Below are 26,039 nucleotides of genomic sequence, written 5' to 3'. Positions count from 1 at the left end.
GCCAGCCGGGAAAATCACACCCGGCCGCTGCCACGGCAAATGCCCCACCGGAGGGGCCGGGCCGTGCGGCAGATCACCCGGTCGCTGGCACAGCGAAAGGCCCAGCCGGAGGCCGGCCGTGCGGCAGATCACCCGGCCGCTGCCACGGCAAACGGCCCGGCCGAAGGGCCGGGCCGTGCGCCAGATCACCCGGCCGGAGTCACTTACGCTTGCGGATCTCCTCCGCCGCCTGCGGGACGATCTTGAACAGGTCGCCCACCACGCCGTAGTCGGCGAGCTCGAAGATGGGCGCCTCGGGGTCCTTGTTGACCGCGACGATCGTCTTCGAGGTCTGCATGCCCGCGCGGTGCTGGATCGCGCCGGAGATGCCGAGGGCCACGTAGAGCTGCGGGGAGACCGTCTTGCCGGTCTGACCCACCTGGAACTGGTGCGGGTAGTAGCCCGAGTCGACGGCCGCACGGGAGGCGCCGACCGCGCCGCCGAGCAGGTCGGCGACCTCTTCGACCAGCTTGAAGTTGTCCTCGCTGCCCACGCCGCGGCCGCCGGAGACGACGATCGAGGCCTCGGTCAGCTCCGGGCGGGAGCCCTTCTGCTCGGCGACGCGCTCGACCACGCGGGTCAGCTTGTCCGTCTCCGTGGCGGCCACGGTGAGCTGCTCCACCACCGGCGACTGCGCGGCGGGCGAGGGGGTCACCGAGTTGGGGCGGATGGTCACGATCGGCAGACCCTTGGTGACCTTGGACTTGACGATCGTGGCGCCCGCGAAGACGACCTGCGTGGCGGTGCCGTCCGCGGCCACCTCGACCGCATCGGTGAGCAGCCCGTTGTCCAGCTTGATCGCGAGGCGGGCGGCGATCTCCTTGCCCTCCTGCGAGGAGGCCAGCAGCACCGCGGCCGGCTGGACCTCCCGTACGAGGGAAGCGATCGCCGTGGCCTTGGGCGCGACGAGGTAGCCGTCGACCTCCTCGCCCTGCGCGTGGTAGATCTTCTGCGCGCCGTACTCACCGAGCTTGTCGGTCTCCGCCTCGCCGAACACCACCGCCGACACCTCGCCGAGGCCGCGGGCGATGGTCAGCATCTCGAGCGTGACCTTCTTGACGCCGGCCTCGACGACAACCAGAACTTCAGCCATGACCAGGCCCCTTCTCAGACGAACTTCTCGGTGGCGAGGAACTGGACCAGCTGCGCGCCGCCCTCGCCCTCGTCGACGACCTTGGTGCCGGCGCTGCGCGGCGGGCGCTGGGCGAACTCGAGCACGGCGCTCGTGGCGCCGGCCGTCCCGACCTCGTCGGCGGCGATGCCCAGGTCGCTCAGCGCCAGGGTCTGCACCGGCTTCTTCTTGGCCGCCATGATGCCCTTGAAGGACGGGTAGCGCGGCTCGTTGATCGTGTCCCAGACGCTCACCACGGCGGGGGTGGCGGCCGTGACGACCTCGTAGCCCTCGTCGGTCTGCCGCTCGGCGGTCAGCTGCGAGCCCTCCACGGTGAGCTTGCGGGCGCCGGTGAGGGCGGCGATGCCGAGACGCTCGGCGATCATGTGCGGCATGACCTGGACGCGGCCGTCGGTCGACTCCGCGCCGCAGAGGACCAGGTCGGCGTTGAGGGTGCCCAGCGCGGTGGCGAGCACCTTGGAGGTGGCGACGGCACACGAGCCGTGCAGGGCGTCGTCGGAGATGTGGACCGCCTTGTCCGGCCCCATCGACAGCGCCTTGCGGATCGAGTCGGTGGCGCCGGCGGGACCCATGGTCAGCACGGTCACCTCGCCGCCGTGCGCTTCCTTGATCTTCAGCGCTTCCTCGATGGCGTACTCGTCCATCTCGTTGATGACGTTGCTCGCCGAGCCACGCTCGACAGTGTTGTCGCTCGCGCTCAGGGTGCGCTCGGCACCGGAGTCGGGCACCTGCTTGACCAGTACGACGATGTTCATCGCGCTTCGACGACCCTCCTGTATATGGACGCACGCCTGCAGCCGGGTTCCGCGTTTCCACCCGATGTTACCCATGGGTAGCTTACGAGTCTCCGGCCACCGAGAGTGACTCACCTCACCCGCGACGACGGCGATTCCGCCGCGCCAGGGCGAGGATATGTCGCGAATTCTCCGGCTGATCCGGTTCTCCGTCGAGCGGGGACGGCCCGCTCCAGCCCCATACTCCCCCACCGCCCCGACGACGCGAGCCGGGGCCGCGTCCCCGCGGACCCCTTCTGCACCGGGAAGGTCAATAATCGTCAGCGTGCCGCTCACCTGGTTCGACCCGCACAGGACACCGATGGCCGGAGACAAGCCCGACTATCGGTTCTCGCTGGCCAACGAGCGGACGTTCCTCGCGTGGATCCGCACCGGACTGGCCCTGATCGCCGGCGGCCTGGCCTGCGCGCAGTTCCTCCCGCCGCTGCCCGTCGCCCACCTGCGCGAGATCATCGCCGTGGCGCTGCTGCTGCTCGGCGGCGTGGTGGCGGTGCGCGCGGTGGATCACTGGGCGCGGACCGAGCGGGCCATGCGGCTCGGGACGGACCTGCCGAGGTCGCGCTTCCCCGCGATCTTGGCGCTGATCGTGGCCGCGGGCGCGGTCCTGCTGACGGTGGCGGTGCTGATCAAGGCCGGGCAGTGAGCGATCCCACCGCGGCGGCGGACGAGCGGGACGCCGGAGTCTCGGCCGAGCGGACGGGCCTCGCCTGGCGCCGGACCGGGCTGTCGGCGAGCGTGGTGGCCGTGCTGATGCTGCGACACGCCTTCGAGCCCGGGGCAGGAAGCGCAATTTTCCTCATGGTGGCAGCGGCGCTGCTCGGATGGGCCATGCTGGTGGGCATCGCCTATCGGCGCGCCCGCGGGCTGCGGGCCTGGCCACCCCGGCCGGGACAACGCACCGTACGCGCGTACGCACTCGTCACCGTCGCTCTCGCAGCGACCGGGACGATGCTTGTCATGCTCTGATCGTCGCCGTTGCCCCCGGTGGCGCGTCATTATTGCCTCATGGTCCGGGTGTTCGTCTTCTTGGCTGCCGTGCAGCTCGTTGTTCTGGTGCTCGCGCTCATCGCCTCGTTGTCCGCCGACCGGGTGCGCTCGATGCCGCGGGTGCTCTGGGTTCTCGTGATCCTGCTCGTGCCGCTGCTGGGTCCGATCGCGTACTTCCTGTGGGGCCGCCCACTGCCGGCGCCGCGCGAGGGCACCCTGCGCCGGCCGGCTCCCCGCCCCCTCTCCCCCGACGACGACCCGGAGTTCCTCCGCTCGGTCGACACGGAGCAGTCCCGCCGCGACCGCGAGCTGCTCGCCCAGTGGGAGCGCGACCTGGAGGACCGCAACGACCCCTGACGACCAGCGCACCCACCGGCACCGGCACGCGACAAGGCACCGGCAAGCGGAAGCAAGGGCGCGGGGAGTACGAGACGCCGGCGAGCGCGAGCACAGGGCCCGGCCGATGCGCGCCTGAGCAGCCACGCCTTCAGCCACGCCGAGGACGACGACAGCCGTGACGCCTCCCACAGCGCCGAGACCTGGCCCATCACAGCGCCAGGGCCGGGCAGCGTGCCGCCAAGGCCGGCATCGTGAAGCCAGGGCCGGGGACCGTGCCGCCAAGGCCGGCATCGTGAAGCCAGAGCCGGGCACCGTGCCGCCAAGGCCGGGCCTTCTGGAGACGGGCCCGGCATCGTGGGGACGAGGCCGGACATCGTGGTGGGGACGAGGCCGGACATCGTGGCGACGGCCCGCCGTCGTGTGGGTCAGAGCAGGTCGCCGAGGTCTTCCAGCAGAGAAATGATGGCCGAGGCCGGGTCGACGCCCGAGGTGTAGCTGTAGGCGACCAGCAGGGCGAGGATCGGCGCGGCGATCAGGACCAGGACACTGAGCAGAATCTGGAAGGCGCGCAGCCCCCGGCCGGTCCGACGCTTGCCCGCCTGCGCCGGCGGCGCGGGGCGGGGCGTCCCGGGGGAGGACTGCCGCACACCGGCGGGCGGCCTGACGCCACCGGCCGAGGAGCGTACGGATCCGGTGGACGACCGGCCCGCGGCTGCAGCCGGCGCGTTGGTCGCCGGGGCGCCCGACCGGAAGCGGCGCGGAACGACGGTGCCGGACGCGGGCGACGCCGGGGCGCCGGGCACGCCGGGGTAGGAGGGGTCCGGGCGCGGGGGTGACGTCCGGCCGAGCAGCGCCGGGGACATGGGCGACGGCACGGTGGCATCGGGGTCGGGGACCCAGTCGTGTTCCGCGTCCGGCCACGGGTCCACCGCCGGCGGCACGCCTCCCCCGCCGTCGCCGTTGAGCAGGCCGCTCCGGGACTGCGGCACGGTCTCCATGTTGTCCACGGAAAGCCCGGTGGAGGAGCCCGCGGAAGGACCGCCGGACGAGCCCGCGGAAAGCCCGGCGGAGGAGCCCGCGGAAGGACCGCCGGACGAGCCCGCGGAAAGCCCGGCGGACGAGCCCGCGGAAAGCCCGGCGGACGAGCTCGCGGAATGGTCGCCGGACGAGCCCGCGGCGGCGAAGCCCGGCGAAGAAGGCGACGCAGCCGATGCACGAGCCGGCGCGGAAGGTGACGCGGCAGGTGCGGAAGGCGGCCCGGCAGGCGCGGAAGGCGGCCCGGCAGGCACGGAAGGCGGCGCGGCAGGCGTAGGAAGCGACGCAGCAGGCGCGTAAGGCGGCGCAGCGGGCGAGACGGACGCAGCGGCGGACGCGGCCGGCGGGTGGGGCACCAGCGGGAAGCGCATCTCCGACGTCGGCCCCGGCGCGGCGGGCTCGCTCGCCAGCAGCGCCGCGTCGGCGAGGATGCTGCCCTCGGCGACGACCAGCTCGGGCTGCTCGATCGCTACGGGCGGCTCGGCGAGGGCCCGGTGCAGCAGCGTCGCGACCAGGGGAATCCGGCTGGCGCCGCCGACCAGGAAGACCCCGGCGAGGCGGCCCTCCGGCAGGTCGGCCCAGCGCAGGAGGTCGCTGGTGACCTGGACGGTCTGGTCGAGGATCGGCCGCGCCAGCCGTTCCAGCTCGTCGCGGGTGACGTGGAGCTCGGTGTCGAGGATCGGGATCATGACGTCGGCGCTCTGGGTGCGCGAGAGGCGCTCCTTGGCGATGCGGGCGTCGTCCCAGAGCTGGCGCTGGGCCCGGCGGTCCTCGAGGGTGGCCGGCTCGGTGAGGCGCTGCCACACCCCGGCGTCGAGCGCGGCGATGCCCTCGCCCAGATGCTCGACCAGGGCGGCGTCGATGTCGAGGCCGCCGAGGTCGTCGCGGCCGTCGACGGCGAGGACCTCGAAGCCCTCCGCCGTACGCGCGACGACGCTCGCATCGAACGTGCCCGCCCCGAAGTCGTGGACGACCACCACCGATCCGATCGGGACGTCGCGGCCGAGCACGTCGGCGAAGTAGGTCGCGGCCGCCACCGGCTCGGCGACCAGGCGGACCCGTTCGAGCCCGGCGCGCGCGGCCGCCTCGGCGAGCAGGCCCCGGCGGGTCGAGCCCCAGGTGGCGGGGCAGGTGAGCGTGACGTCGGGGCGCACCGGGCCGACCGCGCGGTGCCACTCCTCGACCACGCGCACCAGGACGGCGGCGATGAGGTCGGCGACCTCGACCTCGCGGTCGCCGAGCAGCACGGTGCCGTCGTCGATGCGGCGTTTCGGGTTGGGCTCGAAGCGGGCGGGGTCGCGGCGGGCGCTGTGCACCGCGTCGCGGCCGACCGCGAGCATGCCGCTGGACTCGGCGTAGACGGCCGAGGGCAGCAGCGGCGAACCGTCCACGAGGATCGGGCGGGCCCGGCCGTCCGGCCAGCGGGCGACCGCGACCGTGTTGGACGTGCCGAAGTCGACGCCGAGCGCGTGCCGACCCTGGTCGATGGACATGACCGCCAGTCTAGGGGGTCCGTCGCACGCGTTGATCACCGCACGAAGCCGCCACGACGCTCAGCCGGCCCGCCGGCGCAGGCGTTCGTCGGGTCCGTGGGGACACCGCGGATCGAATCGGGCGGCGTTCTCCCAGCGGCATCGCTGCCCCTCGTCGGGGACGGAGGGCGGCGCGAGACCGGGAGCACTGGACGTCGGCGGCAACAACACAGGAATCGTGGGAGCGGGCGCGGACGAGGCGGGCGGGGAGAAGGGGGACGAAGGGGCAGCGGTACGGGACGAAGACGCAGGCGACGAGGGCAGCCGAGGCGAAATGTCCGAATCGACATCCCGCGGCAACGGTCGCTCCGAGCGTCGCACGGAAGCCCCCGGCGCCTCGTCACGCGCGACGGGTGACGACGGCGCCGGACGGGAGGGCAGCGCCACGGCAGGCTCCGCCATGCGCCCCACGGCCGGCCCACGATCGGACCCGCCCCCGAACGTCACGACCGCGATGACGGCCCCGAGCGCCGCCTGCCCGGCCAGCAGCCCCGCGGCGACGATCACGGTCCGGCGTACCGACGTCGCTTTCCGCCCGGGTCCGGTCACAGAGGGAGACTTTATGGCAACGGATCGATGGATGCGAGATCCCGGCATGCCACATCGGGACCGGGCCGGATCACCTCCCGGTGAAGCCCGGCTTCCGCTTCTCCACGAACGCGGTCGTGCCCTCGATCCGGTCGTCCGTCGCGAACAGCCCCGCGAACAGATGGCTCTCCAGCGCCAGCCCCGACGCCAGGTCCATGTTCAGGCCGCCGTCGATCGCCTGCTTGGCCGCCCGCAGGGCCAGCGCCGGCCCGGTGACGTACGGGCGGACCAGCTCGGCGGCCGTCGCGTACACCTCGGCGGCCGGCACCACGCGGTCGGCGAGACCGATCGCCAGGGCCTCCGCGGCGTCGACCATGCGGCCGGAGAAGACGAGGTCCTTGGCCCGGGCGGGGCCGACGAGGCGGGCCAGGCGCTGGGTGCCGCCCGCGCCCGGGATGAGGCCGAGCTTGATCTCGGGCTGGCCGAGCTTGGCGTCGTCGGCGACCACCCGCCAGTCGCAGGCGAGGGCGAGCTCGCAGCCGCCACCCAGCGCGTACCCGGTGACGGCGGCCACCACGGGCTTGGGGATCCGCGCGACCGCGTCGAAGGCACTGGACAGCGCGGCGGCCCGCACGGTCATCTCCTGGTACGTCAACCGCGTGAACTCGGTGATGTCGGCCCCCGCCGCGAAGACCTTCTCGCCGCCGAAGACGATGACCGCCCGTACGTCCGGATCGGCCGAAGCGTCCTGCGCAGCCTGGCGGAGCTCCTCCTGCACCTGGGTGTTCAGCGCGTTCATCGGCGGCCGCTCGAGGCGGATGACGCCGATCCCGTCCTTGCTCTCCAGCCGCACGAACTCGCCCATCGGCGAAACCTCCCGGGTCGCTCGGTCAACCCCGACAGACTAGGACTCGTACGCCCGGGTAAGTAACATCCAGAAGGGAGGAGGACGATGACCACGTACTACCGCGACCGGGACGTGCAGGTCACGTCGGCCGCCCTCCGCGTGCCGGGGCAGGAGTTCCGGCTGGCGGAGCTGACCCGCGTCTGGCACACCCGGGGCCGCCGCCAGTGGGGCACGGTCGCCGGCCGGGGCTTCCTCGGGCTGGCCATGGTGGCGCCGCTGGTGCTCGGGGCGCTCGCCCTCGCCGTGGCGCTGACCCTCGACCTGTCCACCACGACCACCGTCGCCGTGGGCGGGGGCGGTGTGCTGCTCGGCCTCGCCGCGATCCCCCTCTCCGACGTGCTGCTCGAGCACGTCGACCGCTCGTACGACCGGGGCAGTCACGACCTGGAGATCTGGGCCGACGTCCGGGGCACCCCGACGCTGCTGCTGCGCACCGCCAACCGGCAGCGCTTCGGTCAGATCTACCGCGCCCTGCACCGCGCCGTCGAGCAGGACTCCGTGAGCCGATGAGCCGGGACAGGGAAGCCCTCCTCATGGCGGCCGCGCTGACCGCCACCGGGGTGCTGCACTTCGCGTCGCCGCGCCCCTTCGACCGCATCGTCCCCCGCTCGCTGCCCGGCAGGCCGCGCACGTGGACCCATGTCAGCGGGGCCGCCGAGCTCGCCGTGGCCGCCGCCCTCGCCACGCCCGCCACCCGGCGCCTCGGCGGACTGGCCGCGGCGGGACTCTTCGCGGCGGTCTTCCCCGCGAACGTCAAGATGGCCGTCGACTGGCGCCACCAGAGCGCCGGGCGCCGGGCGATCGCCTACGGCCGGCTCCCGCTGCAGGTGCCCCTCGTCGTCTGGGCACTACGCATCGCCCGATCCGCGACATAAACAAGGTCGCCCGATCCGGACAAGGTCACCCGATCCGCGGCACAGGGTGGCAGAAGCGCGATCCGCGTCACAGAGCGGCAGGAGCGCGATGCGCGCCACAGCGGAGCAGGACGAGAAAAGTCAGACGCGAGGCATTTTCCGGGACTTCGCCCGCGAAACACGGCGGTTCGGCGACCATCAGAGCATCATGAAGGCCACCAAGGTTGCCCCGACCGGCGTCGAGCGGACATTCGGCGAGGACGAGCTCATCGTCACCAAGACCGATCCGCGCGGCGTCATCACGTACGCGAACGAGGTCTTCCTCCGCATCTCGGCGCTCACCGAGGACGAGGCGATCGGTCAGCCGCACAGCCTGATCCGGCATCCCGACATGCCCCGGGCCGTGTTCAAGCTGCTGTGGGACACGCTCAAGAACAAGCAGGAGCTTTTCGCGTACGTCGTCAATCTCGCCTCCGACGGCGCCCACTACTGGGTCCTGGCGCACGTCACTCCCTCGTTCGACCAGCACGGTCAGCTGGTCGGCTACCACTCGAGCCGGCGCAAGCCCGAGCCGGCGGCCGTGCACGCCGCCGCCGAGCTCTACGGCCGGCTGCGCGCGGAGGAGCGCCGCCACGACAGCTCGCCGGCCGCCCTCGACGCCGGCTGGGCCATGCTGCAGAACGTGCTCCGGGAGCGGGGCCTGACCTACGACGAGTTCGTGTGGGAACTGACGAACGGAACCGCCGCATGATCCGCCGCCAGTCCCCGGCCGACGCCGGCCGTGCCTCCGACGACGCCGTGCTGCGGCTGATCGCGGAGGTTTGCTGCAAGGCCGCCGCCGGCGACTTCGAGTCCCGGCTGCCGTCCATCGGGGAGTCCGAGGACGCGAAGGCCGCCCGGGCCGCCCTCAACCGCCTGCTCGACGTCACCGACGCGTTCGTCCGGGAGTCCGGGGCGGCGCTCGGGGCGGCCGCCGAGGAGCGCTTCCACCGCCGCTTCCTCACCCGCGGCATGCAGGGCGCCTTCCGGGACGCGGCGACGCGCATCTCGCAGTCGAGCGAGCAGATGGCGGCCTCGGCGGCGCGGGTCAGCGAGGCCGCCCAGTCCCGGCTGCGGCTGGCCGACGAGCTGGAGTCCGCCGTGCTGACGGTCTCCGAGCAGGTCGCGACGGCGGCGACGGAGATGGGCGCCTCGGCGAACGGGCTGGCGGACTTCGCGCGGGAGGCGGTGGGCAACGCCGAGCGGGGCCTGGACACGGTGACCTCGCTGCGCAACGCGTCGGACCAGATCCGGCACGCCGTGGACCTGATCAATCAGGTGGCGTCGCAGACCCGGCTGCTCGCGCTCAACGCGACGATCGAGGCGGCGCGGGCGGGCGAGATGGGCAAGGGCTTCGCCGTCGTGGCCGGCGAGGTCAAGACGCTCGCGAACGAGACCAGCGCGTCCAGCGAGGAGATCATGGGCCAGGTCAGCACGGTGCAGTCCGCCGCCGCCGACGCCGTCAACGTGCTCGACGCCGTCACGGGCAGCATCCGCGAGATGGCGAACCTGGTCAACGGCATCGCCGCGGCGGTCGACGGCGGCCACGACTCCGGCACGGCGGGCCTGAGCAACCTCGCCGAGGTCCTCCGCGCCGAGGTCCACCGCTTCGTGTCGATGGCGCGGCAGGCCTAGGCGGCGGCGCCCCGGGCGTAGACCGCGTCGATGTCGGCGCGGGCGGGGAGGGCGTTCGAGGCGCCCATCTTCGTGACGCAGGCGGCGCCGGCGGCGTTGGCCCAGCGCACGGCCTCGACCAGGTCGCGGCCCTCGCCCCACGCCACGGCGAGGGCGCCGGTGAAGGCGTCGCCCGCCGCGGTCGTGTCGACCACGTCGACTCCGAAGGCGGGGATCCGCTCGTCGCGGCCCTCGCGGTCCGCGTACCAGGAGCCGTTGCCGCTGAGGGTGAGGACCACGCGCGGGACCAGGGTGAGCAGCGCGGCCATGTCCGGATCGGCCGACCCGGTGATCGCCTCGGCCTCGCTCTCGTTGACCACCAGCAGGTCGACCACCTCGAGCAGTTCCGGCGGCAGCTCGCGGGCGGGCGCGGCGTTGAGGATCGTCAGCGTGCCGCCGGCGCGGGCGGCCCGGGCGGCGGCGGTCACCGTCTCCAGCGGGATCTCCTGCTGGCAGAGGAGCACGTCGCTCTCGGCGATCACGGTCTCCTCGGCGGCGCTGAGACCGGCGAAGGTGCTGTTGGCGCCGGGGCTGACCAGGATCGAGTTCTCCCCGCGGCGGTCCACCATGATCACGGCGACGCCGGACGAGCCGTAGCTGGTGCGGACGTTCTCGGTGTCCACGCCCGACGCGTTGAGGCGCGCCTTGATGGTCACGCCGAACGCGTCCGAGCCGATCGCGCCGAGGAACGTGCAGTCGCCCCCGGCCCGGGCGGCCGCGATGGCCTGGTTGGCGCCCTTGCCGCCCGGGGTCATGAGGAAGTCGTCGCCCAGGACCGTCTCGCCGGGCTGCGGCAGGCGCTCGGCCAGCCCGACGAGGTCCATGTTGGCGCTGCCGGCGACCACGATGCGCGGCGCCATGTCAGGCGGCCCGCGCGGTGTAGCGGTCGCCGGAGCGCTGCACCACGAGCGGCAGGCCGAAGGTCTTGGACAGGTTGTCGGCGGTGAGCGTCTCGCCGAGCAGGCCGGAGGCGACGACCGAGCCCTCGCGCAGCAGCAGCGCGTGGGTGAAGCCGGGCGGAATCTCCTCGACGTGATGGGTGACCAGCACCATGGCCGGGGCGTCCGGGTCCTCGGCCAGCTCGGTGAGGCGGGCCAGCAGATCCTCGCGGCCGCCCAGGTCGAGCCCGGCGGTCGGCTCGTCGAGCAGCATCAGCTCGGGGTCGGTCATCAGCGCCCGGGCGATCTGGGTGCGCTTGCGCTCGCCCTCGCTCAGCGTGCCGAACTCCCGGTCGAGCAGGTGGCCCATGCCCAGCTGGCTGAGCAGCGCGCGGGCGCGGGTCTCGTCCTGCGGGTCGTAGCTCTCGCGCCAGCGGCCCACCACCGACCAGGCGGCCGTGACGACGACGTCGAGCACCTTCTCGTCCGGCGGAACGCGGTCGGCGAGCCGGCCGGTGGTGATGCCGACCCGGGTGCGGAGCTCGTTGACGTCGGTCTTGCCGAGCCGCTCGCCCAGCACCCACGCGACGCCGCGGGTCGGGTGCAGCCGCGCCGACGCCAGGTTGAGCAGGGTCGTCTTGCCGGCCCCGTTGGGACCGAGGATCACCCACCGCTCGTCCAGCTCGACCTGCCAGCTCAGGTCGCGCACCAGGTGGTTGCCGGCGCGGACGATGCTGACGCGGTCGAACGAGATGACGGTGTCGTCGTCAGGGGGCGTGACAGCTGCTTCAGGCACGGGTCCATCCAATCACGCACCAGGCCGCGAACCGCACGCACGCCGCCGCCTCACACGGAAAGCGCCCGCCACCGCCCACCCGGAAGTACACGCGAAAAGCGCACGCCACCGCCCGCGCGGAAAGCGCCCGCCACCCCCGCGCAGCGGAAGCGCACGCCACCGCCCGCGCGGAGAGCGCCGCCGCGCGGCTGGGGACAGCGTCAGCCCGTCGTCGAGCCGAACACCTCGTCGCGCACGGCGTCCAGCGCGGACAGCAGCGCACCGTTGAGCACCGGCTCGGTCGCCATCTCGCTGATCACCACCTTCGGCGTCACGAGCGTGATCGACGCCACCTCAGCCTCGATCTTCTCCGCGAGCCGCGCGCCCCCGGCCTGCGACACCTCGCCCGCCAGCACCACGAGCGGCGGGTCGAGCACGACGCACGTGGCGCCCACCCCGAGCGCGAGCCGCCGGGCCAGCTCGTCCAGGTACGCCTCGCCGGCCTCCCCCGCCTCGACCGCGGCGCGCACGACGTCGGGGGACTCGGCGCCGCTGAAGCCGTACTCCTCGCCGAGGGTCTTGGCGGCGTCCGCCGCGACCAGGGTCTGGAAGGCGCCCTTCACGCCGCGCCCGGAGGCGTTGTGTGGCACCTCGGTGCCCGCCACCGGCAGATAGCCGATCTCGCCCGCCGCCCCGGTGGCGCCCTGGTGCAGCCGCCCGCCGATCACCGTGGCAAGGCCCACGCCGCGGTCGACCCAGATGAGCACGAAGTCGTCGACGTCCTTGCCCGCGCCGGCATGCTGCTCGGCGACCGCGGCCAGGTTGACGTCGTTGCCGAACACGACCGGGGTGCTCAGGTCCTTGCGCAGCTCGGCGAGGAGCCCGCGGTGCCAGTTGGGCAGGTCGAAGGCGAAGGAGATCTCGTTGGTCTCGGGGTCGACCAGGCCCGGCGTGCCGATGACCACCCGGCGCACGGCGTCGAGCGTGGTCCCGGCCGCGGTGGCCGCCTCGACCACCGCCGCGTGCACGGCCCGCACGGGGTCGGCCGTGCCGTCGACCGTCGACTGCTCGCTGCGGCCCACGACGGCCCCGGTGATGTCGGCACAGGCGGCGATCACCCGGTCGGGCAGGACCTCGACCCCGATCACGTACGCACTGCCGGGCGTCACCGCGTAGAGCTGCGCGTTGGGCCCGCGCCCGCCGGCCTGCTCGCCGACGCGCCGGACCAGGCCGCGCTCCTCGAGCCGCTCGACCAGCTGGGAGGCGGTCACCTTGCTCAGGCCGGTCAGCTCGCCGAGCTGGGCCCTGGTGAGCGGCCCCCGGGACAGGAGCAGCTCGAGCGCGGCCCGGTCGTTGAGCGCGCGCAACAGCCTGGGAGTACCCGGCAAGCGGGTCGCGGCCATGTTTCCGTCCCCTAGTATTCAGCGGCGTCGTACGCGCAGCGTAACGGTCGGCCCGGCGGACAGCTGACCCGCGTGTGCACGAAATCATGGCACTCCGAACGCCCGATGGGGAGACCGCATGAGCACCGACTCCGGCCTGCGCCGGCTGGCCCTCGGCACGGTGCTCGCCGCGTTTCCCGGCCCGGTGCTGCCCGGGGCGATCGCCGAGCTGCTGGGCGACGGTCTCGCCGGGGTCACCCTCTTCGCCTCCAACGTCGACGATCCGGCGCGACTGACGGCGGAGCTGCGGGCGGTCCGGCCGGACGTGCTCGTGGCGGCCGACGAGGAGGGCGGCGACGTGACGCGGCTCGCGCATCGGCGCGGGAGCCCGTACCCGGGAAATGCCGCTCTGGGCGCGGTGGACGACGGCGATCTCACCCGCGGGGTGTACGCCGCCCTCGGCGCGGACCTGGCCGCCGCCGGGATCAACCTGGGGCTCGCGCCGGTCGCGGACGTCAACACCACCGACGACAACCCGGTGATCGGCACCCGGTCGTTCGGGGCGGATCCGGCGCTGGTCGCGCGGCACACGGCGGCGGCGGTGGCCGGCCTGCAGTCGACCGGGGTGGCCGCCTGCGCGAAGCACTTCCCGGGTCACGGCGCCACGGTCACCGACTCGCACCTGGCCCTGCCCACCGTCGACGCGCCGCTCGAGCTGCTGCGCCGGCGGGACCTGCCGCCCTTCGCCGCGGCGGTCTCGGCCGGCGTCCGCGCGATCATGACCGCGCACGTGCGCGTCCCCGCCCTGACGGGCGACCACCCCGCGACCTTCAGCCGGGCCGTCTACGACCTGCTGCGCCACGAGTACGCCCACCGCGGCGCCATCCTCACCGACGCCCTCGAGATGCGCGCCCTCGCCACCTCCCCGGGCGAGTCGGCGGTCCTGTCCCTGGCCGCCGGCGCCGATCTCCTCTGCCTCGGCGCCCGGGTCGACCGTCCCCTCGTGGAGTCGGTGGTGGCCGAGATCGCCGCGGCGACCGCCGACGGCCGCCTGCCCCTGTCCCGCCTGGAGGAGGCCGCCGCCCGGACGGCCGCCCTGGCCGAACGCCCCGACATCGGGCTGGCCGCCGCCCGCCGCGCCCTGCGGGTGGAGGGCGACCCGGCGGGTTTCGCGAACGCCCTGATCGTCCGGGTGCACGCCGGCCGCACGATCGTCGAGGGCCGCGTCCCGTGGGGGCTGCGGGCCGAGCTGGAGATCACCGCGGCGGACTCCGCGGACTCGGTGCTGGCCACGGCCGCCGGACGGCCCGTCGTGCTCTGCGGGCGCCGGCTGCACCGGGACCCCGGGATCCGGGAGCTGATCGGGGCGCTGGCGGCCCGGCAGCCCGTCGCGGTGGTGGAGATGGGGTGGCCGTCCGGGTGGCGGCCGGCCGGGGCGCGCGCGTTCCTGATCACCTATGGCGCCGGGCCCGCCAATGCCCGGGCCGCGGCCGAGGCGCTGCACACACCCTGAGGACCTCATGCGCTCCCCCGCGCGGCCGATGGGACGCGCGTCAGCAGGCGCCGGAGGATCGGGGTGATCATGGAGCGGCCGACCCGCGCCGACCCGATCCTCGCCGCCCTGGTCGCCCTGCCGGCCGTCAGCGTGGCGGCGTTCGGCCTCGGCCACGCCTCCCCCGCCGCCCAGGTCGGCATGTTCTGGGTGCTCATGGCGACCGTGCAGAGCGCCGCCGTGCTGCTCTCGTGGCAGGTGGCCCGGCTGAGCGCGACGCGCCGGCCGGAGCGCCGCCTCTTCGAGTCCTTCGCCGCCACGGCCGGCCTGCTCGTGCTCGGCGATCTCGTGCAGCTCGGCGCCACCTTCCGCGACCCGCTCTCCAACGGCGCGATCAACGGCACCGGCGCGCAGCTGGTGCTGATCGTGGTCGCCATCGTGGTGCTGCTGCACGGGCTGTTGCGCTTCCCGCTCGGCTCGCCCGATCCCGCCGAGCGGCGGCGGCTGGGCATCGACTCGGCCACCGTCATGGCGGCGGCCACCACGGTCAGCCTGTACACGTTCACGCTGCCGGACGGCCCGCACTCGGTCGGCTGGGCCGTGACGCTCGCCGCCTCCCTGCTGGTCCAGCCCGGGCTCTTCCTCGTCGTGATCTTCGCGATGGTCAAGATGACGCTCGCCGGCCGGTCCCCGTTCAGCCGGGCGGCGGGCATCCTCTACGCCGCCTGCGCCCTGTTGCAGGGTGGCCTCCAGGCCGTCCCCTTCTCGGTCTATCTCGACCAGGACGTCATGCCGTGGCTCTACGGCCTGAACGTCGTGGGCAGCGGGCTCTTCGCCGTCGCCGCGCGGGTCCAGGCCCGGCACATCGCGACGCCGGCCCCGCGGGTACGCCCGGCGCGCCGCCCGTACAGCCTGCTGCCCTGGGGTGCGGTGGCCGTCGTGTGGGCGCTGACCGGCACGGTGCTGGCGCTCGACGGGCTGACCCCGCGCAGCTGGCTGGTGTGGGGCGGCACGACGGTCACGACGATCCTCGTGGTCGTCCGGCAGCGCGCCGCCTTCCGGCACATCGAGGAGCTGCTGCGCGAGCGCGACGAGCTCGCCGCCCGCCTGACCCACCTCGCCTATCACGACAGCCTCACCGGACTCGCCAACCGCGCCCTGTTCCTGCACCGGCTGGAGCAGGCGCTCGCGGCCGGGCCGGTGACCGTCTTCCATCTGGACCTGGACGCCTTCAAGCCGGTCAACGACGCCCACGGGCACGCCGCCGGGGACCGCCTGCTGGTCGAGGCCGGGATCCGGATGCGGGCCGCGGTGCGCGAGGGCGACCTGGTGGCCCGGCTGGGCGGGGACGAGTTCGCCGTCCTGGCTCCGCAGCTGCCCGCCGACCGGCGCGCGGCGCTGACGGACACCCTGACGGACGCGCTGCGGGGCACGGTCCGCATCGGCACGGCCGACGTGGCGCTGAGCGCGAGCGTCGGGCACGCCACGGGCGGCCCCGGCACCCACGGCCCCGACGGCCTGCTGCACGAGGCGGACCTGGCGATGTACGCCGTCAAGGACCGCCGCCGGGAGCGCTCCCGGGAACCCATCGACGCGAGCCGTTGAACTTTTGGGGCTGAGCTGCACGTACGCCTGGTAACGTGACCGCACTCCAGGCGAGAGGATGCGCTGAGGATGCGTACGAAGCTCTATGCCCTGACCGCCGCCGGCCTGCTCGCCGCCGCCGCGCTCCCCGCCTGCACCACCACCGGAGACGACAGCGGCGGCGGCTCCGCACCCCGGGCCGCGGCGGGCGCCCCCGGCACCGGCAAGGTCGGCGTGATCCTCCCGGACACCACCACCTCGCAGCGCTGGGGCAGCGACGACCCCAAGCTGCTCGAGGCGGCCTTCGACGCCGAGGACGTGCCCGTCGACATCCGCAACGCCCAGGGCGACAAGGAGCAGTTCGCCCGGATCGCCGACGAGATGATCGAGTCGGGCGCCCGGGTGCTCATGATCGCGAACCTCGACTCGGCGAGCGGCAGCGCCGTCCTCGAGCGGGCCCGGGCGGCCCGCGTGAAGACGATCGACTACGACCGGCTCACCCTCAACGGCGGCGCGGACTACTACGTCAGCTTCGACAACGAGGCCGTCGGCCGGCAGCAGGGCGAGGGGCTGGTCCGGTGCCTGCGCGAGCGCCGGGCCGCGGACCCGATGGTCGCCTATCTCAACGGCTCGAACACCGACAACAACGCCACCCTGTTCAAGAAGGGCTACAACGAGGTCATCCAGCCGCTGTTCGACCAGGGCCTCTTCCTGAAGGGCCCGGACCAGGACGTCGACGACTGGAAGGAGGAGGCCGCCGTGACGATCTTCCGCGAGATGTGGGTGCAGACCCGCGGGGAGATCGACGGCGTGCTCGCGGCCAACGACACGCTCGGCGCGGCGGCCATCGCCGAGCTCAAGAAGGCCCACCGCAACGGCGCCGTCCCCGTGACCGGCCAGGACGCCACCGTGCAGGGCCTGCAGAACGTCCTCTCCGGCGACCAGTGCATGACGGTCTACAAGCCGATCAAGCAGGAGGCGGACGCCGCGGCCAAGCTGGCGATCAGCCTCTACCAGGGCGTGACGGCCGCGGCGAAGGACCGGGTCAAGGACGTCGAGTCGGGCGCCTACGTCCCGTCCGTCCTGCTCCAGCCCCGGGCGATCTTCCGGGCCGATGTGGGTTCCGTCATCGCGGACGGCTTCGTGGAGCGCAGCGCCGTCTGCACGGGCCGCTTCGCGCCCCTGTGCGAGGCGAACGGCATCTGATTTCTCCGAAGGTCGGCGGCTTCCCCGCCGACTGATGCAGTGGTAGCCCCCCACTGCGTACGGGAGAAATGCATGCGACGCCGCCTCCGCCCCGCGATGTGGGTGGCGCTCGCCCTGGCGCAGGCCGGCTTCTTCCTCTTCCCCGCGTCCACGGCCACCGTCGCCGCCCTGCTGATCGTGCTCGCCACGACGGCCGGGGCCGTGCTGCACACCACGGCCGCGCTCCGCCGCCCCGGGTACGCCCGGCCGGTCTGGATCCTCACCGCCGCCGGGCTGGCGCTGTGGGCGGGGACGGAGCTCACGCTCGGCGTGACTGCCCTGCGTACGGGCACCGCGGCACCCCCCGCCACGCTGCCCGCCGTGCTGGAACTGACCGCCTTCGCGCTCGTGGTCGCGGGCCTGCTGACCGGCGCCGGCCTCCCCCGCGAGCTCGGCGCCCGCCTCCGGATGCTGCTGGACTGCCTCGTGGCCGCGTGCGCGCTGATGGGCGCCGCGTGGATGCTCTTCCTCGGGCCGCTGCGCGAGGTACGCGACCCCGCCTCGGCGCTCACCGACCTGACCTGCCCGGTGCTGGCCGCCGGCGTCCTGGCCGTCGCCCTGGTGCTGCGCAGCGGCCGGCCCCTCCGCCGTACCTCGGCCACCGACGTCGCCACGGCCGTCGCCCTCGCCTGCGTCACGCTGCTGATCCAGGCCGTCGCCGCCCTGCACGACGTCTCCTGGCTGGAGCCGGCCGTGTTCGGGGGCTACCTCGCCGCCGCGGTCGTGCTGGCCCTGGCGCCGCTCTCCCCGCCGCCCGCCGCGGACGAGCACACGTGGCAGCCGTCCGCGCGGCTCGGCGACGTGGTCCCGTACGGGCCGGTGGTGGTCTTCGTCGTCGCCGGCCTGATCTACATGGTCCAGGGCCGCCCGTTCGACGCGGAGACCGCGGTCGCCGTGGTGATCCTGGTCGGCGCCGTGTTCGGGCGGCAGTTCGTGGAGCTGCGCCTCAACACCGCGCTCAGCCGCAGCCTGGTCCGCGAGCGGGAGCGCTTCGCCCACGACGCCGCGCACGACGCGCTGACCGGGCTGGCCAACCGCGCCAAGCTCACCGCCGAGCTGGCCGAGGACCCGGTGGCCGCGCTGCTGCTGGTCGACCTCGACGGCTTCAAGGCGGTCAACGACACCTTCGGGCACGCGGCCGGCGACGAGCTGCTGGTCACCGTCGCGCAGCGGCTCAAGGCGGCGGCCGGGGACAAGGCGCTGCCCGCCCGGCTCGGCGGCGACGAGTTCGCCGTCCTCATGCGGCACGGCGACGTGGAGGACGCGCGCGCCCTGGCCCGCGGCATCCTCGACCGGCTGGCCGAGCCGGGTCTGCCCGCCGCCGTGGGCGCCAGCATCGGCATCGCCGCGACGGTCTCGGCGGACGACCGGGACCAGCTGCTGCACGAGGCCGACATGGCCATGTACGAGGCGAAAAACAACGGCAAGGGCACCTTCCGGGTGTACGACCGGGAGCTCGCCGCCCAGGCCGAGGCCCGCCGCCGGTTGCAGGCCGAGCTGGCCGTGGCGCTCGCCGAGCATCAGCTGTTCGTGGCCTACCAGCCCGTCGTCGACCTGGGCAGCGGCGCCTCGCACGCGGCCGAGGTCCTGGTGCGCTGGCAGCACCCGGTCCGCGGCCCGATCGCCCCGGACGACTTCCTGCCCGCCGCCGAGGACGCCGGCCTGCTCGTCGAGATCGACCGCTGGGTGCTGGGCGCCGCCGCGGAGCAGCTCGCCGCGTGGCGCAAGGAGGACCCGACGTTCACGGTCGCGGTGAACCTGTCGGTGGCGTACCTGGTCTCGGGCCGGGTCGTCGAGGACGTGCGCGCGGCGCTCGCGGAGCACGACCTGCCCGGTGAGGCCCTGACCGTCGAGGTCACCGAGTCGTCGCTGATCGCCGACCTGGACGCCGCGGCCCACACGCTGCGCGAGATCCGGGCCCTCGGCGTGCGGATCTCGCTGGACGACTTCGGCGTGGGCTACTCGTCGCTGACCTACCTGCGGAAGCTGCCGGTGGACACGGTCAAGATCGACCGGTCGTTCGTCCGCGAGCTGGCCTGGGACACCAAGGCCAAGGTGCTCTTCAAGGCGGTGCTCGACCTGGTGCACGCGCTGGGCCTGACCTGCGTGGCCGAGGGCATCGAGGAGCCGCGGCAGCTCGGGCAGCTGCTGGCCATGGGCTGCGCCCGCGGGCAGGGCTACCTCTTCTCGCCGCCGATCACCGCCGACCTGGTGCCGATCGGCGGCCAGCGGCCCCGCGCCCGGACCGCGCCGGCGCAGGCCGGCGCGGGGGTCATCAGCGCCGCCGGTACGCCCACCGGGGTCCTGGCCGGCGCGAAGGCCCCGACCGGGGTGGCCGCGTTCGCCGCGATGCCGGTGAAGTCGGGGGCCACGATCGCGACGGACCTGATGCCGGCGCCGGACTTCACGCCGGCCGTGACGAAGCTGATCACCGAAGAGAAGCCCGCCGTCGCGGCGCCCGTCACCGCCTTCCCCCCGCCCGCCGCCGCGCCGCCCGCCTCCGCGCCGCCCGCCGCCGACCCTGCCGCGCCCGCTGCCGGCCCTGCCCAGGACGAGCCCGGAACGAGTGACTCGGGGGAGGACGTCGCAGCGACCGAGCCCGTGGCGGACGCCGAGCCGGAAACCGTGACGGAGGTCGCGGCCGAGCCCTCGGCTGCCGCACGGCCCGCGCAAGAGGAGAGCGCGCGAGACGAGACCGCGCAGGACAACGCGCGGGACGGGGCCGTGCAGGACAACGCGCGGGACGAGGCCGCGCAGGAACAGGCCGCCACCGCCGCCTGACTCGCGCCTTAAGGATCGTTCAGTTCTGCCCTACGATGGGCGGCATGGACGCAGCCGACATCGCCGCCGGCCGGGAGCGCTGGCAACGGCGCTACGACAGTGCGCGCAAGCGGGACGCCGACTTCACCACCCTCTCCGGCACGCCGGTCGATCCCGTCTACGGGCCGGCCCCGGGCGACACCGTGGCCGGGTTCGAGCGGATCGGCTGGCCGGGCGAGTTCCCGTACACCCGGGGTCTCTATCCCACCGGCTATCGCGGACGCACCTGGACCATCCGCCAGTTCGCGGGGTTCGGCAACGCCCGGCAGACCAACGAGCGCTACAAGATGATCCTGGCGGCCGGCGGCGGCGGGCTGAGCGTGGCCTTCGACATGCCGACGCTCATGGGCCGCGACTCGGACGACCCGCAGTCGCTCGGCGAGGTCGGCCACTGCGGCGTGGCGATCGACTCGGCGGCCGACATGGACGTGCTCTTCGCGGGCATCCCGCTGCAGGACGTCACGACCAGCATGACGATCTCGGGCCCCGCGGTGCCGGTCTTCTGCATGTACCTGGTGGCGGCCGAGCGGCAGGGCGCCGACCTGAGCAAGCTCGACGGCACGCTGCAGACCGACATCTTCAAGGAGTACATCGCGCAGAAGGAGTGGCTCTTCACCCCCGAGCCGCACCTGCGCCTGATCGGCGACCTGATGGAGTGGTGCGCCCGCGAGATCCCGCGCTACAAGCCGCTGTCGGTGTCGGGCTACCACATCCGCGAGGCCGGCTCGACCGCCGCGCAGGAGCTGGCGTACACGCTGGCCGACGGCTTCGGCTACGTCGAGCTGGGCCTGTCCCGGGGGCTCGACGTCAACACGTTCGCGCCCGGCCTGAGCTTCTTCTTCGACGCCCATGTCGACTTCTTCGAGGAGATCGCCAAGTTCCGCGCCGCCCGCCGCATCTGGGCCCGGCACCTGCGCGACGACTACGGCGCCACCAGCGAGAAGGCGCTGTGGCTCAAGTTCCACACGCAGACCGCCGGGGTGTCGCTGACCGCTCAGCAGCCGGTCAACAACGTCGTCCGTACGGCGGTCGAAGCTCTCGCCGCGGTGCTCGGCGGCACGAACTCGCTGCACACCAACGCGCTGGACGAGACGCTCGCGCTGCCCACCGACGAGTCGGCCGAGATCGCCCTGCGGACGCAGCAGGTGCTCATGGAGGAGACCGGCGTGACCAATGTCGCCGATCCGCTCGGCGGCGCCTGGTACGTCGAGGCGCTCACCGACCGCATCGAGGCCGAGGCGGAGGAGATCTTCGCGCGCATCCGGGATCTCGGCGAGGACGGCACGATCACGTCGGGCATCCTGCGCGGCATCGAGGACGGCTGGTTCACCGCGAACATCGCCGAGGCGGCCTTCGCCTACCAGCAGGCGCTGGAGAAGAACGAGAAGCGGATCGTCGGCGTCAACGCGCACACCGGCACGGTCGCCAAGGACCTGGAGATCCTGCGCGTCTCGCACGAGGTCGAGGTCGAGCAGAACCGAGCGCTGGGCGCCCGCCGCGCCGCCCGGGACGAGGAGCGGGTCGAGCGGGCGCTGGCCCGGCTGATCGAGGCGGCTCGCACGAAGGAGAACATGATCCCGCCGATGCTCGAGGCGGCCCGCGCCGAGGCGACGCTCGGCGAGATCTGCGGCGCCCTCAAGCAGGAGTGGGGCATCTACCGGGAACCGGCCCGCTTCTGACGCTGCGTGATCAAGCTGTCAGCTACTCTCCGTGGCCAATAGCCGCCCGAATTGTCCGGTGCGGTCCGATGATCAACCGCCTGTCCCGCTCGGCTGCCCACGTTCTTCCGGCCGAACGGACAATTCCCGCACGGACCGCTTCCCTCGTCGGGTGATCATCACGTAGCGTCATGTCCGCAGGTGGATCTGGGGATACCGCCGGGCGCCTCGGGCTTCGGGACCAGTCCGAGCGCGGCCGGCGGTGCAGATGGCGGGCCGGGCGCTCCGGCGGATTCGGGAGCATCCGCCGGACTTGAGCGTCCGGCCCGCACTGCTGAGTTTCTGGCCTCCGCTTCGGCGGGCGCGGCGCCCCTGAAGACGATGACGTGGCTACCACCTCATCGCCGGGCGCCGCGCGACTCTGGTTGCGTCCGGCGGAAAGTGCGGAGGCGCAGGCTGTTGCCGACGACGAAGATCGAGCTCAGGGCCATGGCGGCACCGGCGATCATCGGGTTGAGCAGCCCCGCGGCGGCCAGCGGCAGGCCGGCCACGTTGTAGGCGAACGCCCAGAACAGGTTGCCGTGGATGATCTGCACCGTGCGGCGCGACAGGCGGACCGCGTCGACGGCGGCCCACAGGTCGTTGCGCATCAAGGTCAGGTCGGACGCCTCGACGGCCACGTCGGTGCCCGCGCCCATGGCCACGCCCAGGTCGGCCTGGGCCAGGGCGGCAGCGTCGTTCACGCCGTCGCCGACCATCGCGACCCGGCGGCCGCGGGCCTGGAGCCGCTTGACCGTCTCGACCTTGCCCTCGGGCAGCACGCCGGCCTCGACCTCGGTGATGCCGACCGCCGCGGCGACCTCCGACGCCACGGCCGGTGCGTCGCCGGTGACCAGCACCGGCTGCAGCCCGAGGCGGCGCATGTGGGCGACGGCGGGGGCGCTCGACGGGCGTACCGTGTCGGCCAGGGCCAGGCGCCCGCGCGGGGTGCCGTCGACGCGCACCTCGACCCAGGTGAAAGCACCTTCGCCCGCGCCCCGCGCGACCTCGACCAGGGCGCCCTCCACCGTGCCGCGCACGCCGACGCCGGCCGTGGCCCGGAAGTCCATGACCGGCGGCAGCTCGCCGGCGGCCCGCGCGGCCGCGGTGATCGCCCGGCCCAGCGGATGCTCCGAGGGCGCCTCTACCGCTCCCGCCAGCCGCAGCAACTCCCCCGCCGCCGTCTCGCCGCCGGACGGGCCCGCGGCCACTCCGACCGGCACGATCTCCCGCACCGCCATCTCGCCCGTCGTCACGGTGCCCGTCTTGTCCAGCAGCACGGTGTCGATGCGGCGCACCTGCTCCAGCGCCTCCACACCCCGGATCAGGATGCCCAGCTGCGCGCCCCGCCCGGTCCCCACCAGCAGCGCCGTCGGCGTGGCGAGCCCGAGCGCGCACGGGCACGCAATGATCAGTACGGCCACCGCCGCCGTGAACGCCTCGGCGTTGCCCGCGCCCGTGCCGAGCCAGTAGCCCAGCGTCGCCACGGCCAGCGTCAGCACCACCGGGACGAAGACGGCCGAGACCCGGTCGGCGAGCCGTTGCACCCCGGCCTTGCCCGCCTGCGCCTCCTCGACCAGCCGGGCCATCTGCGCCAGCCGGGTCTCGGCGCCGACCCGGGTGGCGCGGACGACGAGGCTGCCCCCGGCGTTGACCGTGCCGCCGGTGACGGCGTCACCCACGGTCACCTCGACGGGCACGGACTCGCCGGTGATCAGGCTCTGGTCGACGGCCGAGGCGCCCTCGACCACGGTGCCGTCGGTCGCCACCTGCTCACCCGGGCGTACGAGGAACTCGTCACCGGCCGTGAGGCGGTCCACCGGGATCTCGACGCCGCCGCGCAGGGTCACCGTCTTGGCGCCCAGCTCCAGCAGCGAACGGAGCGCGTCGCCGGCGCGGCGCTTGGCGCGGGCCTCCGCGTACCGGCCGGCCAGCAGGAAGGTGGTCACCCCGGCCGCGGCCTCGAGATAGATCGCGTCGCCGTCGCCGCCCGCGCGCAGCGAGAACGGGTGGGTCATGCCGGGCATGCCGGCGTCGCCGAGGAACAGCGTCCACAGCGACCACACGAACGCCGCCAGCGTGCCCACCGAGACGAGCGTGTCCATGGTGGCGGCGCCGTGCCGGGCGTTGACGAGCGCGGACCGGTGGAACGGCCACCCGCCGTAGACGACGACGGGCGCGGCGAGGACGAGCGACAGCCACTGCCAGTAGTCGAACTGCCAGGCGGGGACCATGGCCAGCACGATCACCGGCGCACTCAGCACGGCGGAGACGAGCAGTCGCGTACGCAAAGGGTCCGCAGTCGATCTCTCGGCAGGCGGCTCGGCAGCGGGCTCCGCGGCGGTGTAGCCCGTCTTCTCCACGACGGCGATCAGCGCGGCGGCGTCGATGCCCGGCGGGACCGTGGCGTGCGCCTTCTCGGTGGCGTAGTTGACCGTCGCCGTCACGCCCGCGAGCCGGTTCAGCTTCTTCTCGATCCGGTTGGCGCACGCCGCGCAGGTCATGCCGCCGATCTCGAGCTCGATCCGCTGCGTCATGCCCCCAGCTTATACCCCTAGGGGGTACCAGGCCCGTAGGGTGACCCGTCATGCACGCCCTTCGTCACGCCCGGATCGCCACCTCCGTGATCTTCGCCGTCCACGGCGCGGTGACCGGCACCTTCGCCGCCCGCGTGCCGTGGATCGCCGACCATGTGGGGGTGGGCGCGGGCGGGCTCGGGATCGCGCTGCTCATGCCGGGCGTCGGGGCACTGCTGGCCATGCCGCTCTCCGGCCGCCTGGCGCACCGCTTCGACCTGCGGGCGCTGACCCGCGTGCTCATCCTGCTCTGGTGCGCGGCCCTGGCCCTGCCCGCTCTTCCCACCGACGTGTACGCCCTCTGCGCCATCCTGATCGGCTACGGCGCCACCGCCGGCCTCGCCGACGTGGCCATGAACGCGGAAGCCGTCCTGATCGAGGAGCGGTACGGCCGCTCGGTGATGTCCGGCTTCCACGGCTACTGGAGCGTGGGCGGCCTGGCGGGGTCGGCGGTCGCGGCCACGGCGACGGGACTCGACGCCCGCATCCACTTCGCGCTCACCGCCGCGGTCCTCGCCGTGGTCGCGCTGACCGCGAGCTTCTGGTTGCTCCGGCACCGGCCCGAGCCCACGCTCGAGGAGCCGCCCGCCTTCGCGCTGCCGTCCCGGGCGGTGCTGCCGATCGGGCTCGTCGCCCTGTGCGCGGTCTTCGCCGAGGGTTCCGGCCTGGACTGGTCGGCCGTCTACGTGCGGGACGTGGTCGGCGGCTCGGCGGACGTCGCCGCGCTGACCGTGTCGGTCTTCTCGATCAGCATGGCCGTGGCCCGCTTCGCCGGCGACCGGGTGATCCAACGCCTCGGTCCGGTCCGCACGGTGCGGGTGGCGGGCGTGTGCGCGGCGGCCGGCGCGGTCACCGTGGTGCTGGCGGGGCACGTGGCGGCCGCGCTCGCCGGTTTTGGTCTGCTCGGCGCCGGCATCGCGGTGGTCGTCCCGCTGGTCTTCGTGACCGCCGGCCGGATCGGCGACCACCCCGGCCGCAGCCTGGCCGGCGTCGCCGGCATCGCCTACGGCAGCGGGCTCGTGGCGCCCGGCATCCTCGGCGGCATCGCGCACCTGACCTCGCTGACCACGTCGTTCATCGTGGTCACGGCGCTGACGGTGGTGATGGGGCTGGGCTCGCGGGTGCTGCGGACAGCTGAGCCCGCGTCCCCGCGATGAGCACCTCGAGCCCGTGCTCGAAGAGGTCGTCGCCGTGGAAACCGCCGTCCCGCACGGCCGCGGCCAGCGTGGGCAGGCCGCTCAGATCCGGCACCGTGTCCGGCACGACGGCCGCCTGCTCCTGCAGCACGTGCCCGGTGATGTAGTGGCTCAGGGCGGCGATCGTCCACAACGCCAGCCGCGGCGTGAAGCCCGCCTCGACCATCGCCGCCAGCTCCCGCTCGAACTCGCCGACCGCGCTGCCGCCCCGCGCGGACGCCGACACCACCCGGGCGCCGTCGCGACTCGCCAGCAGCGACCCGCGATAGGCCCGGGCGCGCCGGCGCAGCCACTCCTCCCAGGGCTCGCCGGGCACGGGTGGTCCCATCCCGGCGCGCTGGATGATCTCGTCCGCCATGCCGTCGAGCAGATCCTGCTTCGTGCGAAAGTGCCAGTAGAGCGCCGGTGACTGCACGTCCAGCTCCGCCGCCAGCTTCCGGACGGTGAGCCCCTCGAGGCCGGTGTCGTCGAGCAGTCGCAGCGCCGCGCGCACGATCACGTCGCGGCTCAATCCCTTCACGGGCTCACCTTAGC

22 protein-coding genes are annotated in these 26,039 nt (G+C 73.7%); 13 read left to right on the top strand and 9 right to left on the bottom strand.

Annotated features, from left to right (window positions below):
- Positions 1–199 precede the first annotated feature (199 nt).
- On the bottom strand, positions 200–1,132 hold the full coding sequence (locus RBH18_RS00390) for an electron transfer flavoprotein subunit alpha/FixB family protein (RefSeq protein ID WP_306203761.1): 933 nt from the start codon (positions 1,130–1,132) through the stop codon (positions 200–202).
- A 14-nt stretch (positions 1,133–1,146) separates the two neighbouring features.
- Positions 1,147–1,926, bottom strand: coding sequence for an electron transfer flavoprotein subunit beta/FixA family protein (locus tag RBH18_RS00385; protein ID WP_306203760.1), 780 nt, complete (start codon positions 1,924–1,926; stop codon positions 1,147–1,149).
- 340 nt (positions 1,927–2,266) lie between these two features.
- Between RBH18_RS00385 and RBH18_RS00380 the strand changes: the two genes are divergently transcribed.
- From RBH18_RS00380 to RBH18_RS00370, 3 genes are read left to right on the top strand one after another with little or no spacing between them, the layout of a single operon-like run.
- A complete protein-coding gene (locus RBH18_RS00380; RefSeq protein ID WP_306203860.1) occupies positions 2,267–2,608 on the top strand; it encodes a YidH family protein in 342 nt (113 codons plus the stop codon).
- Complete coding sequence (locus tag RBH18_RS00375) at positions 2,605–2,931, top strand: DUF202 domain-containing protein (protein WP_306203759.1); 327 nt, start codon at positions 2,605–2,607, stop codon at positions 2,929–2,931. Before RBH18_RS00380 ends, RBH18_RS00375 begins: the two co-directional genes overlap by 4 nt.
- Positions 2,932–2,970: 39 nt before the next feature.
- Positions 2,971–3,309 (top strand): PLDc N-terminal domain-containing protein, encoded by a 339-nt coding sequence (locus tag RBH18_RS00370; protein ID WP_306203758.1) that lies wholly within the window; start codon positions 2,971–2,973, stop codon positions 3,307–3,309.
- A gap of 407 nt (positions 3,310–3,716) precedes the next feature.
- On the opposite strand, the gene RBH18_RS00365 is transcribed toward RBH18_RS00370, so the two are convergent.
- Together RBH18_RS00365 and RBH18_RS00360 are read right to left on the bottom strand one after the other, a co-directional pair.
- On the bottom strand, positions 3,717–5,819 hold the full coding sequence (locus tag RBH18_RS00365; protein WP_306203757.1) for an Hsp70 family protein: 2,103 nt from the start codon (positions 5,817–5,819) through the stop codon (positions 3,717–3,719).
- Between the two features lie 658 nt (positions 5,820–6,477).
- The gene (locus RBH18_RS00360) at positions 6,478–7,251 is read right to left on the bottom strand and encodes an enoyl-CoA hydratase/isomerase family protein (protein WP_306203756.1); all 774 of its coding nucleotides are present in this window, start codon (positions 7,249–7,251) and stop codon (positions 6,478–6,480) included.
- An 87-nt stretch (positions 7,252–7,338) separates the two neighbouring features.
- Here RBH18_RS00360 and RBH18_RS00355 point away from each other — a divergent pair, with 87 nt between their 5' ends.
- The 4 genes from RBH18_RS00355 (at position 7,339) to RBH18_RS00340 (ending at position 9,821) form a co-directional block, all read left to right on the top strand.
- Positions 7,339–7,803, top strand: coding sequence for a DUF6232 family protein (locus RBH18_RS00355; RefSeq protein WP_306203755.1), 465 nt, complete (start codon positions 7,339–7,341; stop codon positions 7,801–7,803).
- Positions 7,800–8,168 (top strand): DoxX family protein, encoded by a 369-nt coding sequence (locus tag RBH18_RS00350; protein ID WP_306203753.1) that lies wholly within the window; start codon positions 7,800–7,802, stop codon positions 8,166–8,168. The genes RBH18_RS00355 and RBH18_RS00350 overlap by 4 nt, the downstream gene beginning before the upstream one ends.
- Positions 8,169–8,355: 187 nt before the next feature.
- Entirely contained in the window at positions 8,356–8,898 is a 543-nt protein-coding gene (locus RBH18_RS00345) for a PAS domain-containing protein (RefSeq protein WP_306203752.1), read from the top strand.
- Positions 8,895–9,821: a methyl-accepting chemotaxis protein gene (locus RBH18_RS00340; protein WP_306203751.1), complete on the top strand. Its 927-nt coding sequence runs from the start codon at positions 8,895–8,897 to the stop codon at positions 9,819–9,821. Before RBH18_RS00345 ends, RBH18_RS00340 begins: the two co-directional genes overlap by 4 nt.
- Here RBH18_RS00340 and RBH18_RS00335 read toward each other — a convergent pair.
- From RBH18_RS00335 to RBH18_RS00325, 3 genes are all read right to left on the bottom strand, one after another.
- Entirely contained in the window at positions 9,818–10,720 is a 903-nt protein-coding gene (locus tag RBH18_RS00335; RefSeq protein WP_306203750.1) for a ribokinase, read from the bottom strand. The genes RBH18_RS00340 and RBH18_RS00335 overlap by 4 nt on opposite strands.
- 1 nt (position 10,721) lies before the next feature.
- Positions 10,722–11,534, bottom strand: coding sequence for an ABC transporter ATP-binding protein (locus RBH18_RS00330; RefSeq protein WP_306203749.1), 813 nt, complete (start codon positions 11,532–11,534; stop codon positions 10,722–10,724).
- 200 nt (positions 11,535–11,734) lie between these two features.
- Complete coding sequence (locus tag RBH18_RS00325) at positions 11,735–12,916, bottom strand: ROK family transcriptional regulator (protein WP_306203748.1); 1,182 nt, start codon at positions 12,914–12,916, stop codon at positions 11,735–11,737.
- 118 nt (positions 12,917–13,034) lie between these two features.
- On the opposite strand from RBH18_RS00325, the gene RBH18_RS00320 reads away from it, so the two are divergent.
- The 5 genes from RBH18_RS00320 to RBH18_RS00300 all read left to right on the top strand — a co-directional run bounded on the left by RBH18_RS00320 (position 13,035) and on the right by RBH18_RS00300 (position 21,715).
- Positions 13,035–14,408 carry a glycoside hydrolase family 3 N-terminal domain-containing protein gene (locus tag RBH18_RS00320; protein ID WP_306203747.1) on the top strand — a complete coding sequence of 458 codons (1,374 nt, stop codon included), beginning with the start codon at positions 13,035–13,037 and terminating at the stop codon, positions 14,406–14,408.
- Positions 14,409–14,477: 69 nt separating this feature from the next.
- Positions 14,478–15,992, top strand: coding sequence for a GGDEF domain-containing protein (locus tag RBH18_RS00315; RefSeq protein WP_306203746.1), 1,515 nt, complete (start codon positions 14,478–14,480; stop codon positions 15,990–15,992).
- Positions 15,993–16,061: 69 nt separating this feature from the next.
- Positions 16,062–17,177: a sugar ABC transporter substrate-binding protein gene (locus RBH18_RS00310; protein WP_306203745.1), complete on the top strand. Its 1,116-nt coding sequence runs from the start codon at positions 16,062–16,064 to the stop codon at positions 17,175–17,177.
- 72 nt (positions 17,178–17,249) lie between these two features.
- Positions 17,250–19,997: a putative bifunctional diguanylate cyclase/phosphodiesterase gene (locus tag RBH18_RS00305; RefSeq protein ID WP_306203744.1), complete on the top strand. Its 2,748-nt coding sequence runs from the start codon at positions 17,250–17,252 to the stop codon at positions 19,995–19,997.
- A 44-nt stretch (positions 19,998–20,041) separates the two neighbouring features.
- Positions 20,042–21,715: an acyl-CoA mutase large subunit family protein gene (locus RBH18_RS00300; RefSeq protein WP_306203743.1), complete on the top strand. Its 1,674-nt coding sequence runs from the start codon at positions 20,042–20,044 to the stop codon at positions 21,713–21,715.
- A gap of 377 nt (positions 21,716–22,092) precedes the next feature.
- On the opposite strand, the gene RBH18_RS00295 is transcribed toward RBH18_RS00300, so the two are convergent.
- Complete coding sequence (locus RBH18_RS00295; protein ID WP_306203742.1) at positions 22,093–24,270, bottom strand: heavy metal translocating P-type ATPase; 2,178 nt, start codon at positions 24,268–24,270, stop codon at positions 22,093–22,095.
- Positions 24,271–24,320: 50 nt separating this feature from the next.
- On the opposite strand from RBH18_RS00295, the gene RBH18_RS00290 reads away from it, so the two are divergent.
- The gene (locus RBH18_RS00290) at positions 24,321–25,466 is read left to right on the top strand and encodes an MFS transporter (protein ID WP_306203741.1); all 1,146 of its coding nucleotides are present in this window, start codon (positions 24,321–24,323) and stop codon (positions 25,464–25,466) included.
- Here RBH18_RS00290 and RBH18_RS00285 read toward each other — a convergent pair.
- Complete coding sequence (locus RBH18_RS00285; RefSeq protein WP_306203739.1) at positions 25,393–26,025, bottom strand: TetR/AcrR family transcriptional regulator C-terminal domain-containing protein; 633 nt, start codon at positions 26,023–26,025, stop codon at positions 25,393–25,395. The genes RBH18_RS00290 and RBH18_RS00285 overlap by 74 nt on opposite strands.
- Between the last annotated feature and the right edge of the window lie 14 nt (positions 26,026–26,039).

It is taken from the genome of Actinoplanes oryzae (assembly GCF_030757795.1).
In the GTDB taxonomy this organism is placed as follows: Bacteria; Actinomycetota; Actinomycetes; order Mycobacteriales; family Micromonosporaceae; genus Actinoplanes.
Note: the sequence above shows the minus strand (reverse complement) of the source record. Positions and strands in the feature narration are given on the sequence as shown.

Coding starts and splice junctions, on each gene's coding strand:
- RBH18_RS00390 (WP_306203761.1), bottom strand. CDS start 1,132: ATGGCTGAAGTTCTGGTTGTCGTCGAGGCCGGCGTCAAGAAGGTCACG.
- RBH18_RS00385 (WP_306203760.1), bottom strand. CDS start 1,926: ATGAACATCGTCGTACTGGTCAAGCAGGTGCCCGACTCCGGTGCCGAG.
- RBH18_RS00380 (WP_306203860.1), top strand. CDS start 2,267: ATGGCCGGAGACAAGCCCGACTATCGGTTCTCGCTGGCCAACGAGCGG.
- RBH18_RS00370 (WP_306203758.1), top strand. CDS start 2,971: ATGGTCCGGGTGTTCGTCTTCTTGGCTGCCGTGCAGCTCGTTGTTCTG.
- RBH18_RS00365 (WP_306203757.1), bottom strand. CDS start 5,819: ATGTCCATCGACCAGGGTCGGCACGCGCTCGGCGTCGACTTCGGCACG.
- RBH18_RS00360 (WP_306203756.1), bottom strand. CDS start 7,251: ATGGGCGAGTTCGTGCGGCTGGAGAGCAAGGACGGGATCGGCGTCATC.
- RBH18_RS00355 (WP_306203755.1), top strand. CDS start 7,339: ATGACCACGTACTACCGCGACCGGGACGTGCAGGTCACGTCGGCCGCC.
- RBH18_RS00350 (WP_306203753.1), top strand. CDS start 7,800: ATGAGCCGGGACAGGGAAGCCCTCCTCATGGCGGCCGCGCTGACCGCC.
- RBH18_RS00345 (WP_306203752.1), top strand. CDS start 8,356: ATGAAGGCCACCAAGGTTGCCCCGACCGGCGTCGAGCGGACATTCGGC.
- RBH18_RS00340 (WP_306203751.1), top strand. CDS start 8,895: ATGATCCGCCGCCAGTCCCCGGCCGACGCCGGCCGTGCCTCCGACGAC.
- RBH18_RS00335 (WP_306203750.1), bottom strand. CDS start 10,720: ATGGCGCCGCGCATCGTGGTCGCCGGCAGCGCCAACATGGACCTCGTC.
- RBH18_RS00325 (WP_306203748.1), bottom strand. CDS start 12,916: ATGGCCGCGACCCGCTTGCCGGGTACTCCCAGGCTGTTGCGCGCGCTC.
- RBH18_RS00320 (WP_306203747.1), top strand. CDS start 13,035: ATGAGCACCGACTCCGGCCTGCGCCGGCTGGCCCTCGGCACGGTGCTC.
- RBH18_RS00315 (WP_306203746.1), top strand. CDS start 14,478: ATGGAGCGGCCGACCCGCGCCGACCCGATCCTCGCCGCCCTGGTCGCC.
- RBH18_RS00310 (WP_306203745.1), top strand. CDS start 16,062: ATGCGTACGAAGCTCTATGCCCTGACCGCCGCCGGCCTGCTCGCCGCC.
- RBH18_RS00305 (WP_306203744.1), top strand. CDS start 17,250: ATGCGACGCCGCCTCCGCCCCGCGATGTGGGTGGCGCTCGCCCTGGCG.
- RBH18_RS00300 (WP_306203743.1), top strand. CDS start 20,042: ATGGACGCAGCCGACATCGCCGCCGGCCGGGAGCGCTGGCAACGGCGC.
- RBH18_RS00295 (WP_306203742.1), bottom strand. CDS start 24,270: ATGACGCAGCGGATCGAGCTCGAGATCGGCGGCATGACCTGCGCGGCG.
- RBH18_RS00290 (WP_306203741.1), top strand. CDS start 24,321: ATGCACGCCCTTCGTCACGCCCGGATCGCCACCTCCGTGATCTTCGCC.